At 57.3% G+C, this 14564-nt stretch carries 12 protein-coding genes; 7 read left to right on the top strand and 5 right to left on the bottom strand.

The window, feature by feature from the left end; all coding sequences use genetic code 11:
- Nucleotides 1-39: 39 nt before the first annotated feature.
- Nucleotides 40-1854, top strand: a complete 1815-nt coding sequence (locus tag BM323_RS03385; RefSeq protein ID WP_008102661.1) for a glycoside hydrolase family 15 protein — start codon at nucleotides 40-42, stop codon at nucleotides 1852-1854.
- 196 nt (nucleotides 1855-2050) lie between these two features.
- A complete protein-coding gene (locus BM323_RS03390) occupies nucleotides 2051-3103 on the top strand; it encodes a L,D-transpeptidase family protein (protein ID WP_008102664.1) in 1053 nt (350 codons plus the stop codon).
- A 165-nt stretch (nucleotides 3104-3268) separates the two neighbouring features.
- Here BM323_RS03390 and BM323_RS03395 read toward each other — a convergent pair whose 3' ends face one another.
- Nucleotides 3269-4294: a transporter gene (locus tag BM323_RS03395; protein WP_008102665.1), complete on the bottom strand. Its 1026-nt coding sequence runs from the start codon at nucleotides 4292-4294 to the stop codon at nucleotides 3269-3271.
- 162 nt (nucleotides 4295-4456) lie between these two features.
- On the opposite strand from BM323_RS03395, the gene BM323_RS03400 reads away from it, so the two are divergent.
- Nucleotides 4457-6067 (top strand): inorganic phosphate transporter, encoded by a 1611-nt coding sequence (locus BM323_RS03400; protein WP_008102669.1) that lies wholly within the window; start codon nucleotides 4457-4459, stop codon nucleotides 6065-6067.
- Between the two features lie 12 nt (nucleotides 6068-6079).
- A complete protein-coding gene (ppk2, locus tag BM323_RS03405) occupies nucleotides 6080-7000 on the top strand; it encodes a polyphosphate kinase 2 (RefSeq protein WP_008102671.1) in 921 nt (306 codons plus the stop codon).
- Here ppk2 and BM323_RS03410 read toward each other — a convergent pair.
- From BM323_RS03410 to BM323_RS03425, 4 genes are all read right to left on the bottom strand, one after another.
- Nucleotides 6997-8199 (bottom strand): MFS transporter, encoded by a 1203-nt coding sequence (locus BM323_RS03410; protein WP_008102673.1) that lies wholly within the window; start codon nucleotides 8197-8199, stop codon nucleotides 6997-6999. The two genes, ppk2 and BM323_RS03410, sit on opposite strands and share 4 nt — an antisense overlap.
- A 207-nt stretch (nucleotides 8200-8406) precedes the next feature.
- The gene (gene dusC, locus BM323_RS03415) at nucleotides 8407-9357 is read right to left on the bottom strand and encodes a tRNA dihydrouridine(16) synthase DusC (protein ID WP_008102678.1); all 951 of its coding nucleotides are present in this window, start codon (nucleotides 9355-9357) and stop codon (nucleotides 8407-8409) included.
- A 4-nt stretch (nucleotides 9358-9361) separates the two neighbouring features.
- Nucleotides 9362-10750, bottom strand: a complete 1389-nt coding sequence (rhlE, locus tag BM323_RS03420; protein ID WP_008102680.1) for an ATP-dependent RNA helicase RhlE — start codon at nucleotides 10748-10750, stop codon at nucleotides 9362-9364.
- A gap of 214 nt (nucleotides 10751-10964) precedes the next feature.
- Nucleotides 10965-11357, bottom strand: a complete 393-nt coding sequence (locus BM323_RS03425; RefSeq protein WP_007890591.1) for a YbhQ family protein — start codon at nucleotides 11355-11357, stop codon at nucleotides 10965-10967.
- Nucleotides 11358-11534: 177 nt separating this feature from the next.
- Between BM323_RS03425 and BM323_RS03430 the strand changes: the two genes are divergently transcribed.
- From BM323_RS03430 to BM323_RS03440, 3 genes are read left to right on the top strand one after another with little or no spacing between them, the layout of a single operon-like run.
- On the top strand, nucleotides 11535-12296 hold the full coding sequence (locus BM323_RS03430; RefSeq protein ID WP_008102681.1) for an endonuclease/exonuclease/phosphatase family protein: 762 nt from the start codon (nucleotides 11535-11537) through the stop codon (nucleotides 12294-12296).
- Nucleotides 12293-13537, top strand: coding sequence for a cardiolipin synthase ClsB (gene clsB / locus BM323_RS03435; RefSeq protein ID WP_008102683.1), 1245 nt, complete (start codon nucleotides 12293-12295; stop codon nucleotides 13535-13537). Before BM323_RS03430 ends, clsB begins: the two co-directional genes overlap by 4 nt.
- Nucleotides 13537-14511 (top strand): lysylphosphatidylglycerol synthase domain-containing protein, encoded by a 975-nt coding sequence (locus BM323_RS03440; protein ID WP_008102686.1) that lies wholly within the window; start codon nucleotides 13537-13539, stop codon nucleotides 14509-14511. Before clsB ends, BM323_RS03440 begins: the two co-directional genes overlap by 1 nt.
- Nucleotides 14512-14564: the final 53 nt, after the last annotated feature.

Raw genomic sequence — 14564 nt, forward strand, 5'->3', positions numbered from 1 at the left:
CGTCTATAGTTAACAATTACATACGCATTAGGGGGCACGATGAGCGAGATAAAACGAAGAATAGACGACCACGGTGTGATTGGTGATTTACGCACCTGCGCCCTGATCGCGAATGACGGCACCATCGATTATTTGTGCTGGCCGGAGCTCGATAGCCCGTCGGTTTTCGCCGCCCTGCTCGACAGCGATGAGGCAGGCTTTTTCTCCCTCGCGCCGGACTGGAAACATGCCCGCCAGCAGCAGCTTTACCTGCCGGATACCAATATTCTGCAAACCCGCTGGCTGGATGACGCGGGCGTGGCAGAGATCACCGATTACATGCCGATTTGCGATGAACACAGCAAAGTGCCGCGTATCGTGCGTCGTGTGAAGATGGTACGCGGCACGGCAAAATTTCATCTGCTGTGCGCCCCGCGACACGACTATGCACGCGCCGAAACCACCACCGAGCTGCGACCCGGCGGCATTGCGTTTCTTGCACCCGGACAACCCACGTTGCGCCTGAGCGCCACGGTGGTGATGACGCGCGAAAATCACAGCGCGGTGGCGGAATTTACCCTGAAAGCCGGTGAAACCGCTGAATTTGTCTTTGGTAACGATGACGATGCCAACGTGGCCGAGATCGCCACCGAGCAGTGTTTCCATGACACGCTGCAGTACTGGCGCCGCTGGAGCAGCCACAGTTCCTATCGTGGCCGCTGGCAGGAGATGGTGACGCGTTCGGCGCTGGCGCTAAAGCTGCTAACCTCGCATCAGCACGGTTCAATCGCCGCAGCCGCCACCTTTGGCTTACCGGAAGAGTTGGGCGGCGAGCGTAACTGGGATTATCGCGCCTCATGGATCCGCGATGCCTCATTCAGCATGTACGCGCTGATGCGCCTCGGCTACACCGAAGAAGCGCGTGACTTCACCAAATGGGTCGGCCGCTGCGTCGAGCACAGCCACGACGACACGCCGCATCTGCAGGTGATGTATCGCCTCGACAGCGGCACCGAGCTGCACGAAACCGAGTTGCTCAATCTTTCCGGCTACGCCAATTCACGCCCGGTGCGCATCGGCAATGATGCCTGGCGTCAGACGCAGCTCGATATTTACGGCGAGCTGATGGATGCCATTTATCTCGCCAACAAATATGGCGAGGCGATTTCACATCGCGGCTGGAAGTACGTCTCCGATATGATCGATTACGTCTGCGTTAACTGGAATCAGCCCGATGCCGGCATCTGGGAGATGCGCGGTGAGCCGGAGCATTTTCTGCATTCACGCCTGATGTGTTGGGTGGCGCTCGATCGTGCGCTGCGATTGGGCATGAAACGTTCATTGCCGATGCCGTACGAACGCTGGGATAAGGTGCGCAGCGAGATCCGCGATGATATCTGGCAGAACTTCTGGAACCCGGAACTGGGCCATTTCACCGCCACGCGCGGCGGAACCTTCCTTGATGCGTCGATGCTGCTGATGCCGCTGGTGCGCTTTGTCAGCTCCACCGATCCCGACTGGATTTCGACGCTGGACGCGATTAAAACGCATCTGGTGAGCGACGGTTTAGTTCGACGCTATAACATTCACGAGACGCCTGCCGATGCTTTAACCGGTGGCGAAGGATCCTTTGCCGCCTGTTCATTCTGGTATGTGGAGTGTCTGGCGCGTGCGGGTCGCGTACATGAGGCGCATTTTGAGTTTGAAAAGCTGCTGAGTTACGCCAATCCGCTCGGTCTGTATGCCGAAGAGTTCACTTCGCACGGCGAAGCATTGGGTAACATGCCGCAGGCGTTGACGCATCTTGCATTAATCAGTGCCGCTTTTTTCCTCAATCGTAAACTGAGTAATGAAGTGACGCTGTGGCAGCCGTGAAAATTCACATTTTGGGCTGCGAATCCAAGAGAATTGTCTGGTAAAGACAAGGAATTGCGTAAAGTATCTGCAGCCAGTAAAAATCCTGATTTCCATCAATGCGTCAATGCACATATAATGCGCAGCGGGTCATACTGACCACGATGGATTCGACACACTGACAAGCCTGAAACATGGCCATAACGACTTGAAAAACATGAAAATGAGCATTCGCGCGTTCGCTTCACTCGCCCTCGCACTGGCGGCGTTCAGCCAGTCGGCATTTGCAGTAGTCTATCCGCTGCCGCCGGCTAACAGCCGTCTGATCGGCGAAAACATTGAAATCACCGTACCTGATGACAGCAAACTTCCGCTGGAAGCCTTTGCTGCTCAGTATCAGATGGGCCTCAGCAACATGCTGGAAGCCAATCCGGGCGTTGACGTTTATCTGCCGAAAGCTGGCACTAAAATGATCATCCCACAGCAGCTGATTCTGCCTGACGCGCCGCGTGAAGGCATCGTGATCAACAGCGCTGAGATGCGTCTTTATTACTATCCGAAAGGCACCAAGACTGTAGTCGTGCTGCCAATCGGTATCGGCGAGCTGGGTAAAGATACGCCGATCAACTGGACTACTGCGGTTGAGCGTAAGAAAGATGGCCCAACCTGGACGCCAACCAAAGCGATGCACGCAGAGTATGCGGCACGCGGCGAGAGCATTCCTGCGGTGTTCCCGGCTGGCCCGGATAACCCGATGGGCCTGCACGCGCTCTATATCGGCCGCCTGTATGCGATTCACGGCACTAACGCCAACTTCGGTATCGGCCTGCGCGTGAGCCACGGCTGTGTGCGTCTGCGCGCTGACGACATCAAATGGCTGTTCGACAACGTGCCGGTTGGTACGCGCGTTCAGTTCATCGATCAGCCGGTGAAAGCCACCGTTGAGCCAGATGGTTCGCGCTATGTGGAAGTGCACAATCCGCTGTCGACCACCGAAGAGCAGTTCAACTCACGTGAAGTGGTGCCGATCAACCTGACTTCCGCTGTGACCAAAGTGATTGCCGATGCCAGCACCAACCAGGATGCGGTCAACAACGCTATCCAGGCGCGTAACGGTATGCCGATCAAGATTAACGGTCCAGCAGGCGAAGTTCAGCCAGCACCGGTTCCGGTTCAGGAGTCTTCTGACGCATTGCCGAAAGAAGAGCCAATGACACCGCAAGGTATCAACGGTGCAGCGCCAGCGGCGCAGCCGACCACCAGCCTGTAATCGCGGTTATGATGTGAAGATCCAGCCTGCGGGCTGGTTTTTTTGTGCCTGCTTTAAGAAGGTCGCCATAAATGGCGACCCTACGCAAACGGCAAGATCGCCATTCATGGCGACAGCGTCCGTTCCGGGTTTTGTAGGGTCGCCATTTATGGCGACCTGGCCAAATCAATCACGCGGTCGTCGAAACGCCAGCCACCCCGCCACCAGCGTAAACGCCAGCACCACCAACACCAGCAGCAAAAAACCGTGCGGATTATTCGCCAGCGGAATCCCGCCCACGTTCATCCCAAAAAATCCCGCCACGATATTGATCGGCAGCGCCAGCACGGTAATCACCGTCAGCAAAAACAGCGTGCGGTTACTCTGCTCCATTAATCGCGCGGCGATCTCTTCCTGCAACAAACGAATCCGCTCCATCAAACTCGCCAGGTCATTCAGCGCCACGCTGAACTCTTCGGTGAAAATCCGCAGCTCGCCTAACGGTTCGCGCTTCAGCCATTTGGGCGGACGATTCAACAGGCGAAACAGCGCCGCCGGTTCCGGTGCCAGTAAACGCTGCACGCGCAGCAGCATGCGACGCAGTTGCCCCAGCTCGCGGCGATTGGTTTTGATCGCCGCACTCAGCAACCGCTCTTCAATCGCATCCACCGCCTGACTGGATCGCCGCACCACTTGCTCCAGCTGCGCTTCCTGCTCGCCAAGCAGCCACAGCAGCATCGCATCCGGCTCGGCGAACTTCAGCCGATCCATCTGCTGATGCATGCGTTCAATCATGCCAACCGGGCGAAAACGCGCGGTGACCACCACACGCGGGCAGCACCACATCCACAGCGTGGCGTTCTGCGTGCTGCGCTCCTCTTTACTGAAAGTCACGTCATTGAGCACCGCCAGCAGCGCATCATTTTGATGGGCTAAACGGGTGCGCGGCGAAGCCGAATGTATCTCGTCAAAAAAATCGTGGTCTACGCCAAAGTGGTCCTGAACCCAACGCTCCGCACGTGCGTGATTAAGGTTGATGTGCAGCCAGATAAAGTACGACTCCGGCAGCTGCTGCTGCGCCAGCTGGGCCGCTTCACGCGCATTGAGGCGCTGGGGCGGGGACGCGGGGGTAAACAGATAACCGTGAATCAATCCGGCGACTTCATTGTTGAAGTCCGGCAGCGAGGCGAGTGGTAGTACGGGCTGGAGCATTAGCAGGTCATTCCGCAGCGGTCAGATCCACAGCGTGCGACAGCTTTGTTGCAGCACGATGACACAGCGTGATCGCCATCATCATTCTGTCATACAAAGCACGTATCACACTGCCATTAACGGATGCCGTTCGAGCATCGTGATTTAACACTGAGGTGTTTTATGGCTGAAAACAGTTTACCTGCATCGACCTCCTCGTCCCACAGCGGACGCCCGAACCTTAACCGCGGCAACGGTCCAGCCTCACGCCTGATCTTTGTACTGTTGCTGATCGCTGGCCTGATGTATGCCGGCATTAACCTGTTTAATGACGTGGAAGAGACCGGCGCGCCGGTCACCAGTTATACGCCGTTCGTGCTGCTTGGCGTGGCGCTAATCATCGCGCTCGGCTTTGAATTTGTGAACGGTTTCCACGATACCGCCAACGCCGTCGCCACGGTGATCTACACCCATTCGCTGTCGCCGGGCGTGGCGGTGATGTGGTCCGGTTTCTGTAACTTTTTGGGCGTGCTGCTCTCCAGCGGCGTGGTGGCGTTCGGCATCATCTCGCTGTTGCCGGTGGAATTGATTCTGCAAGCGGGCAGCGGCCACGGCTTTGCCATGGTGTATGCGCTGCTGTTCTCGGCGATTATCTGGAACCTCGGCACCTGGTATTTTGGTTTGCCGGCCTCCTCTTCGCATACGCTGATCGGTTCGATCATCGGCGTCGGCGTGGCGAACGCCTTGCTGCATGGTCGCAGCGGCACCAGCGGCGTGGACTGGGATCAGGCGATTAAAGTCGGTTACGCATTGCTGCTATCGCCGATTGTTGGCTTCGTCTGTGCCGCCCTGCTTCTGCTGGCGATGAAAGCCTTTATCCGCAATCGCCAGCTGTATGAAGCGCCTAAGGGCAATCAGCCGCCGCCGGTATGGATTCGCGGCTTGCTGATCCTCACCTGCACCGGCGTCTCTTTCGCGCATGGCTCGAATGACGGCCAAAAAGGCATGGGATTAATCATGTTGATTCTGGTCGGCACCATGCCGATTGCCTATGCGCTGAACCGCTCGCTGCCGCCGGAGCAGATTCCGCGCGTCGCCGCCTTAACTCAGGTGACGGAACAGCAGCTGCTAACGCTGCAACCCGCGCCCGCTGCCATGCCCGCGCCGCGTGAAGTGCTGACCGAATTTGTGCGCACCAACCAAAATCGCCCGCAAGTGTTACCGGCGCTCGGCATGATGCTCGGCGATATTGGCGATCAGATTCGTCGCTACGGCGCGGTGGAGAATATCCCGGCGCAGGCGGTGACCAACACGCGAAACGACATGTATCTGGCATCGGAAACCATCAAGCATCTGCAAAATGCCAAGGTGACGCTACCGGAAGAGACCGCGCGCAACCTGGCGGCGGTGAAGAAAGAGCTGGATGCCGCCACGCGCTTTATCCCGATGTGGGTGAAAGTGGTGGTGGCGATAGCGCTGGGCCTCGGCACCATGGTCGGCTGGCGTCGCATTGTGGTAACGGTGGGTGAACGCATCGGTAAAACCCATCTCACCTACGCGCAAGGGGCCAGCGCCGAGCTGGTGGCAATGGCGACCATCGGCGCGGCTGATGTGTTTGGCCTGCCGGTTTCCACCACGCATGTGCTCTCTTCAGGCGTCGCCGGTTCGATGGCCGCCAACCGTTCAGGTTTGCAACTTTCCACCATCCGCAATCTGGCGATGGCGTGGGTGCTGACGCTGCCGGTTTCTGTTTTACTTTCGGGGCTCCTTTACGCCCTGTTTATCCACCTGTAACGGGAGAAAATAATGGCGACACACGACAATAGCTTCCACAGCGAGACCTTTAATCAGCGTCTGCTGCAGGAGTTTTACGACAGCTACGACGAAGAGCTGGAGATGGAGCTGGATGACCTGCGTTTTAACGACAGCGGCGAGCCGCAGGCTGATGACGATAAAGCCTTTCGTCGTCGTTATTTCCGCGAGCTGCTGCATCTGCAAGGCGAGCTGGTCAAGCTGCAGGATTGGGTGATGCGCACCGGACATCGCGTGGTAATTCTGTTTGAAGGGCGCGATGCGGCGGGAAAAGGCGGCGTAATCAAACGTATCACTCAGCGTCTCAATCCGCGCACCTGTCGTGTAGCCGCCCTGCCCGCGCCCAACGATCGCGAGAAAACGCAGTGGTATTTTCAGCGCTATATCGCCCATCTGCCGGCCGCCGGTGAGATCGTGATGTTTGACCGCAGCTGGTACAACCGTGCGGGCGTTGAGCGCGTTATGGGTTTCTGCAACGAAGATGAAGTGGAAGAGTTTTACCGCAGCGTGCCGGAGTTTGAAAAAATGCTGACGCGCAGCGGCATCCAGATCATCAAATACTGGTTCTCAATCACCGATGAAGAGCAGGAATTGCGCTTCCTCAGCCGCATTCACGATCCGCTCAAACAGTGGAAACTGAGCCCGATGGATCTCGAAAGCCGTCGTCGCTGGGAAGATTACACCGAGGCGAAAGAGGAGATGCTGGAGCGCACCAACATCCCCGAAGCGCCGTGGTGGGTGGTGCAAGGCGTGGATAAGAAGCGTGCGCGACTCAACTGCATCAGCCATTTGCTGCAGCAGATGCCGTACGAAGAGAGCGAAGCCAAACCGATTATGTTACCGCCGCGCGAACGTTCTGAAGACTATCGCCGCGCGCCGGTACCCGAGCATATGGTGGTGCCGGAGAAATACTAAAGCGCTTGCGCGGCCGTCTGGCGGCCGTGCTGTTGGTGCAGGCGCAGCGTGATGGCAAACGCGCCAAGCACCATCAGCGCCGCCGCCAGATAAACCGACTGCATGCCCCAATGACCAATCAGCAAGCCCGCTACCGGCCCGGTTAATCCCAGCCCTAAATCGAGAAACGCCGAATAGGTGCCAAGCGCCGACCCCTGATCCTGCTGCTGGACGCGCTTCACCGCTTCCACGCCGAGCGCCGGGAACACCAGCGAGAAACCGCCGCCGGTAAGGAACGCGCCCAAATCCACCAGCCAGATGCTGTCGGCCTGCCAAATCAGCAGCAAGCCGGCACACTCCAGCACGAACGACACCAGCGCCACCTTCAGGCCACCAAAACGCGTGATGTAGCGACCAAAACCGAGGCGCACAATCACAAAGCCGAGGCTGAACAGCGTCAGCGCGAACGCGGCACCGCTCCAGTCGCGGCTGGCGAAATAGAGGGTGATAAAGGTGGAGATTACGCCGAAGCCGATGGTGCCAAAACCGAGCGCCAGGCCAAACATCCACACGCGGCTGACCACGCGATGAAACGGAATGCGCACTCCGGCGGTGACGCTGACGCCCGCTTTGCGGCTCGCCATCCAGAATCCGGCAACGCCCATGATCGCCACCAAACCGGCAAAGCCGCTGATGCCAAACCATTGATTGAGCAGCACGCCGAGCGGAGCACCAATCGCCATGGCGAAATAGGTCGCCACGCCGTTCCATGAGATCACGCGCGCGGTTTGCAGCGGGCCGACAATGTTCATGCCCCACAGCGTCGATCCGGTGCTGCTAAAACTTTCACCGACGCCGAGGAACAGGCGCCCCGCCGCCAGCAGCGCCAGGCTCAGCAGCGGCATATCGCTGCACAGCGCGGCGATAATCGATAACACGCCGCTCATGCCGCAGAACACCAATCCCATCATCACCACGCGTTTTGGACCGTAGCGATCCGCCAGACGACCGGAGTGCGGGCGACTTAAAAGCGTGGCGAAGTATTGCAGACTGATGATTAATCCGGCGATAAACGAGCTGAATCCAAGCTGGTTATGCACAAAGCCCGGCAGCACCGCGAGCGGCAAACCCACCGAAAGGTAGCAAAAGAAGGTGAAGACAATGACGGAGAGAATACGTTTATTTAACTGAGCGTTACTCAGTACAGCGGCGTCAGACATGGAAGGTGGCGTCGGGCATGATGATGAAATTGAACGACAACTATAACCTTAGCCTGCTAATAGATCGCGGATTTTTTAGTTATAAAGTTTATATGCACTTGTATGATAAGGTCGCCATGAATGGCGACCCTACAAATGATTGGCGCGATTTTCGTAGGGTGCGCAGCATTTCGCCATGAATGGCGATCCGATAATGGTTTTGCGGTATTAAACGATTATCGCTGATGCATGCCGCTCAATCGCGGTGGCGATTTCGGCGGAGACTTTGAGGGTGCGAACTTCGCTGAACAAGCCGTCAGCTTGGTGATACGCCTTGCGCAGGTAGCCAAGCCACTGCTTAATGCGCGCCACGTGATACATGCCGGTATCGCCCTGCTTTTCCAGCAGAGTGTACTTCAGCAACAATGCGACCACGTCAGACCACGGCATCGGCGCTTCGTTGTACTTCACCACGCGCGCCAGATTCGGCACGTTAAGCGCACCGCGCCCAATCATCACCGCATCGCAGCCGGTAATGCGCATGCAATCCTGCGCGTCCTGCCAGTTCCAGATTTCACCGTTGGCGATCACCGGAATGCGCAGACGCTGGCGGATTTCGCCAATCGCCTGCCAGTTAATGCTTTCGGCGCGATAGCCATCTTCTTTGGTACGACCGTGCACCACTAATTCGCTGGCACCGGCTTGCTGCACCGCATCGGCGATTTCAAAGCGACGATCGCCGGAATCCCAGCCAAGGCGCACTTTCACCGTCACCGGCAGATGATCCGGCACCGCTTCACGCATCGCTTTCGCGCCGCGATAGATCAGTTCGGGATCTTTCAGCAAGGTGGCTCCGCCGCCGCTGCCGTTTACCAGCTTCGACGGACAACCGCAGTTGAGATCAACGCCCCAGGAACCGAGTTCCACCGCGCGCGCGGCGTTCTCTGCCAGCCACTCAGGATATTGCCCGAGCAGCTGCATGCGAACGCGCGTGCCTGACGGCGTGCGGCTGTGGTTATGCAGCTCAGGACACAAACGATAGAAGGATTTTACCGGCAGCAGCTGATCGACCACGCGCAAAAACTCGGTCACGCATAAGTCATAATCATTAACCCCGGAGAGCAGCTCACGCACCAGCGAATCGAGCACGCCCTCCATCGGCGCCAGCAAAACCCTCATGACGTTAGGCGTTCCCGGTTTTCTTCGGTGCCGGACGACGACGACCGCTGTTGGCGGCTGGCGCGGCCTGGCTTGCGCCCTGCGCTGGACGACGCGCTGAACGCGCTTCACCCTGCGGACGAGGTGCATTGCCGCTGTGTGGACGAGAAACGTTGCCGCCCTGTCCGCGACCCTGACCTTGACCACGTCCACCCTGACCGCGACCGCCGCCCTGCTGCTGACGACCGTTTTGGATTGGCTCGGCTTTGATGCTTGGATCGACTTCGAAACCAGGTAGCTCGATGCGTGGGATTTCACGCTTCAGCAGACGCTCAATGTCACGCAGCAGTTTGTGTTCATCAACACACACCAGCGACAGTGCCGCGCCGGTAGCAGCCGCACGGCCGGTACGACCGATACGGTGCACGTAATCTTCCGCCACGTTTGGCAGCTCGTAGTTCACCACGTGTGGCAGCTCTTCGATATCCAGACCACGCGCCGCGATGTCGGTGGCAACCAACACGCGAATGCCGCCAGATTTGAAGTCAGCCAATGCACGAGTACGTGCGCCCTGGCTCTTGTTGCCGTGGATCGCGGCAGCAGTGATGCCGTCTTTGTTCAGCTGTTCAGCCAGGTGATTGGCGCCGTGTTTGGTACGGGTGAAGACCAGCACTTGCTGCCAGTTATCACGGCCAATCATCAGCGACAGCAGTTCCCGCTTGCGCTTCTTATCCACGAAATGCACTTGCTGGGAAACCTGCTCAGATGCGGTGTTACGACGCGCAACTTCAACCTGTTCTGGGTTGGTGAGCAGTTTTTCCGCCAGTGTTTTGATCTCGTCAGAGAAGGTGGCAGAGAACAGCAGGTTCTGACGCTTAGCAGGCAGACGCGCCAGAACGCGACGGATGTCGTGGATGAAGCCCATGTCGAGCATACGATCCGCTTCATCCAGCACAAGGATTTCAACCTGTGACAGATCAACCGCGTTCTGGTGTGCCAGATCGAGCAGACGGCCCGGTGTTGCTACCAGCACGTCAACGCCGCCGCGCAGTTTCATCATCTGCGGGTTGATGCTCACGCCGCCGAAGACCACCAGCGAACGGATATCCAGATATTGGCTGTACTCACGCACGTTCTCGCCAACCTGAGCCGCCAGTTCGCGGGTCGGGGTCAGGATCAGCGCACGCACCGGACGGCGGCCACGCGCCGTAGACGGTTTTGCAGTCAGACGCTGCAGCAACGGCAGCGTAAAGCCGGCGGTTTTACCGGTGCCGGTTTGGGCGCTCGCCAGCAGGTCACGACCAGCCAGCACCACAGGAATTGCCTGACGCTGAATCGGCGTCGGCTCTTGGTAGCCTTGTTCTGCTACCGCACGCAAAATATCGGCACTTAAGCCGAGAGAGTCAAATGACATGCAGGTGTATTACTCCGAACCGTCCTGATCGCCGTAAGCGATGTAGTTTTCAGGAGGGATATGACGCAAGCGCGGGGCTCACGTGTGAAAAGGGCACAAACTACCATGCGTAAGGGCGCGAGTTTAGCAGCTTTCCGCGCGTACAGCATCCATAAAAAAAGGAGCCGCATTTGGCTCCTTTTGTCAGGTCCGCGGGGTTGCGGTCCCTAATCGATCAACTGCGCTTCTTCTCGATGCGCTGGACCGGCTCTTTCGCCAGCAGTGATACCAGCGCCGGTCCCACCAACATCACCACGCCGAGGATACCAATCAGCAGGTTGTTGTGGATAAAGCGGGAGATCAGGAACAGCGTTAACATCGCTGCGCCAAAGTAGTACGTGGTGGTCACCTCTTCGAGGGAATCACCCATTCTACGTAAACGGGCACTACGCTGCATGACCAGCATGGTAATAAATACCACCGCATAAGCTGCCACCAGGGTACTGCTCACTTCAACCAGCGCCCTATGTTTCCAGCCCCAAACCAGCGCGGCAATCACCAGCAGGTGCATTGCAATGTGCAAACAGGTTTGTCCGGTAACAATCTGAACACGATTAGACCATTTCATTCTCTTCTCCTGGCAGACCCAACAGGTCGCCCAAGTGTATCTGGCTGGAGGCCAGACGAACGTCCTCAATGTAAAGCAAATTTCGGATTACGCCCTAATTTTCTGCCCTTAACACCACCCATTTGTGACAAAGACTACACTTTGTGCTGTTGATGATGAAAAGGAGCGCGTCGAAGTATGCCACAAAATACGCAAGGATTTTCATTTAAAGTCCTGACGATCAATACCCACAAGGGGTTCACCAGCTTTAATCGCCGCTTTATCCTGCCGGAATTGCGCGACGCTGTCCGCGCGACATCAGCGGATATTGTCTTCCTGCAAGAGGTGATGGGCACCCACGCTATCCATTCACTGCACATCGAAAACTGGCCGGAAACCTCACATTACGAGTTTCTGGCCGATACCATGTGGGACGATTTCGCCTATGGCCGCAACGCCGTTTATCCCGAAGGACATCACGGGAACGCGATATTGTCACGATTTCCCATCGTTGAATATGAAAACCGCGATATTTCCGTCGCCGGAAGTGAAAAGCGCGGCATGTTGCACTGCCAAATTCGCCTGCCGGATCGGGCGGAGCCGCTGCATGTGTTCTGCGTGCATCTCGGTCTGAAAGAGAAGCATCGCCAGGCGCAGATGAAGATGATGTGCGACTTCATCGATACGCTGCCGCCCGATGCGCCATTGGTGGTGGCCGGTGATTTTAATGACTGGCAGGTCAGCGCCAATCGCTTTCTCAAGCGCGCGGTGGGCTTAGAGGAAGTGTTCAGTATCAAAACCGGCCGCCCTGCCCGCACCTTCCCGGCGCGTTTCCCGCTTTTACGGCTTGATCGTATCTACATCCGCAACGCAACGGTGAGTCGTCCGTGGGCGCTGCCGGTTAAACCCTGGTCACACCTGTCCGATCATGCGCCATTAGCGGTGGAGATTTTCCTATGAGTTTCAATTGGCGCGACGGTAATCAACTCCGTTTGCTTGAGAACGGTGACGCATTTTTCCCGCGCGTGTTGGGCGCGATTCAGCGCGCTGAGCGCACGCTGCTGCTGGAAACCTTTATTCTGTTTGAAGATGAAGTGGGTAACGACCTGCACGAAGCGTTGCTTAACGCAGCGCAGCGTGGAGTGAAAGTTGAAGTGATGGTCGATGGTTACGGCTCGCCGGATCTCTCCGATCGATTTGTTAATAGCCTGACCGCCGCTGGCGTGCGCTTTATCTATTACGATCCGCGTCCGTTGGTGCTCGGCATGCGCACCAACGTGTTTCGTCGTTTGCACCGCAAAATCGTGGTGATCGATGAAGCGATCGCCTTTGTCGGCGGCATCAACTTCTCCGCCGAGCACAACATCGATTTTGGCGCGCAAGCCAAACAAGATTATGCGGTGGAGGTGAAAGGTCCGGTGGTTTTGGATATTGCCCAATACGTGCAGCAACAGATGGGCAGCGAACAGCACACGCGGCGCTGGTGGGGCGCGCGTTCACATCGTCCGGCGGTTAACGCCATGCCCGGTGAAGCGCAGGTGCTGTTTGTCTATCGCGATAACGACGAACACCGCGACGACATTGAGCAGCACTATCTCGCCATGCTGCGCAAAGCCCAGAAGGATGTGATCATCGCCAACGCCTACTTCTTCCCCGGCTATCGTTTGCTGCGTGAGATGCGCAGCGCAGCACAGCGCGGCGTGCGCGTCAGGCTGATTGTGCAGGGCGAACCCGATATGCCGATCGTTAAAGTTGGTGCCGAGCTGCTGTACAACTATTTGGTCGATGGCGGCGTAGAAGTGTATGAATACTGCCGCCGCCCGCTGCACGGCAAAATTGCGGTGCAGGATCAGCAGTGGTCCACCGTCGGCTCGAGCAACCTCGATCCGCTGAGTTTATCCCTCAATCTTGAAGCCAATTTGATGGTGCACGATCGCGCCTTCAACCAGACGCTGCGCGACAATCTGGAATTGCTGATTCAGCAGGACTGCGTGCGCGTGGAGGATGACAAGTTGCCGCCGCGCAACTGGTGGCAACTGACCAAAGGCGTGATTGTGTTCCACTTTTTACGCCACTTCCCGGCTATCGCCGGTTGGTTGCCTGCGCATACGCCGCGCTTGTCGCAGGTTGCGCCACCGGTGCAACCTGAAATGGAAACCCAGGATCGGGTTGAAGCTGATAATCCAGGAGCGAAACCTTAATGTCGAAAAAGAATCCGCGCTGGCAACTGGCGAAAAAAATCCTCACCTGGCTGTTTTTTATCGCGGTGATTGTGCTGCTGGTGGTGTATGCGCGCAAGGTGAACTGGGAAGATGTCTATACCGTCATCGTCGGCTACAACCGCTATGTGGTGCTGAGCGCTGCCGCGCTGGTGGTGGTGAGTTATCTGACTTATGGCCTTTACGACCTGATTGGACGCGCGTACTGCGGCCATAAGCTGGCGAAGCGTCAGGTGATGCTGGTGTCGTTTATCTGTTATGCCTTCAACCTGACGCTCAGCACCTGGGTTGGCGGCGTGGCGATGCGTTATCGGCTCTACTCGCGACTCGGTTTGCCGGGCAACACCATTACGCGCATTTTCTCGCTGAGCATCGCCACCAACTGGCTAGGCTATATTCTGCTGGCCGGCGTGGTGTTTGCGGCGGGCATGGTGCCGATTCCTTCCGGCTGGTTCATTGGCGAAACCACGCTGCGCATTATTGGCGCAGTGCTGCTGGTGATGGTGGCGGTCTATTTGTGGGCGTGCGCCTTTGCGAAGAAGCGTCGCTGGACGGTAAAAGGCCAGCATCTGCAGCTGCCTTCGCTGCGCATGGCGCTGTTCCAGTTTGCCGTCTCCTGCGCCAACTGGATGGTGATGGGCATGATTATCTGGCTGCTGCTGGCGCGTCAGGTGGATTATCCGATTGTGCTGGGCGTGCTGTTGATAAGCAGTATCGCGGGCGTGATTATTCATATTCCGGCCGGGATTGGCGTACTGGAGGCGGTATTTTTGGCGCTGCTGAGTGGGCAACATGCTTCGCACGGCAGCATTATCGCGGCGCTGCTGGCTTATCGCGTGCTCTATTTTATTCTGCCGCTGTTGGTGGCGCTGGTGCTCTATTTGTGGCTGGAGAGCCGCGCGAAGCATTTGCGGCAGAAGAATGAGCAGAAGATGGAGAAATCGGTTTCGCGGTAAATATCCTCGTAGGGTCGGCATTTATGCCGACCCGGTCGCCATGAATGGCGACC

It is taken from the genome of Pantoea sp. YR525, from assembly GCF_900116775.1.
In the GTDB taxonomy this organism is placed as follows: Bacteria; Pseudomonadota; Gammaproteobacteria; order Enterobacterales; family Enterobacteriaceae; genus Pantoea; species Pantoea symbiotica.